Annotated in this window: 1 protein-coding gene; it reads right to left on the reverse strand. The window is 45.0% G+C overall.

Annotation, left to right across the window (positions count from 1 at the left end; all coding sequences use genetic code 11):
* Nucleotides 1–778, reverse strand: a 778-nt coding sequence (locus R7190_RS26860; RefSeq protein ID WP_318137795.1) for a transporter substrate-binding domain-containing protein, incomplete at both ends; no start/stop codon positions are given.

Genomic DNA, 778 nt, shown 5'->3' on the forward strand with positions numbered 1-778 from the left:
GCGCGAAAACAGCACTGACAGTTTTTCTAGCTGGGCAATTTTCTTAGGGTTAAGTGCCTTATTGAGCCAATTGGTATTGTCGATGTATTTGCTATATATGACGTTTCCAAGGAGTGTGCCTGAGCGAGATTTTTGGATGAATTTGTTCACCACTGCTTTGAGTTGAGGACTGTTTTGTCGCATTACCCAAGCGATGTTGCCGTTTTTGCGAAGAGGGACTTTCTTATGCGCTTTGATGTCATCCATCGCATTGAGCCAAAGTTTGGCTTTGTGGCTATCTAAAACAATGGCTTTGATATAGCCATTGTTGAGCATGCCGACGAGTTCGTAGTCTTGCAGAGTCTCTTCGATGAAGTGCACGATAATTGGCGGTAAGCCTTTCTTGTTCAGTGTTTTGCTGACGGCTTGAATACTTTCAAAGCAGCTGGAACTGGCACGTACCCAAATCTCCTTACCGCTCAACTGCTCAAGTTTAGTGATGGTTGGAGTACTTTTGTTGGTGATCACCCACTCTTCAATGCCGGATAAGATTGGGGTACTGAAGTCGACTTTTTGTTTACGGGCCTCAGTGATCGTCAAGTTTGCCACCACTAAATCACCAGAGCCGTTTTCGAGAGAAGGGAGCAATTGGTCTCGCGCTAGAGGGATGATTTGTACGTTCAGTTTGGGTTTGATTCTGCGTAAATCTTTTTCAAAGTGAGCCAGCAGCTCTGCGCCAATCCCTTTTGGTGTTCCTCCTTCGATATAGTAGAAGCCTAAATCGGCAGAAACTAAAACG

This window comes from Vibrio sp. 1078-1, assembly GCF_033340475.1.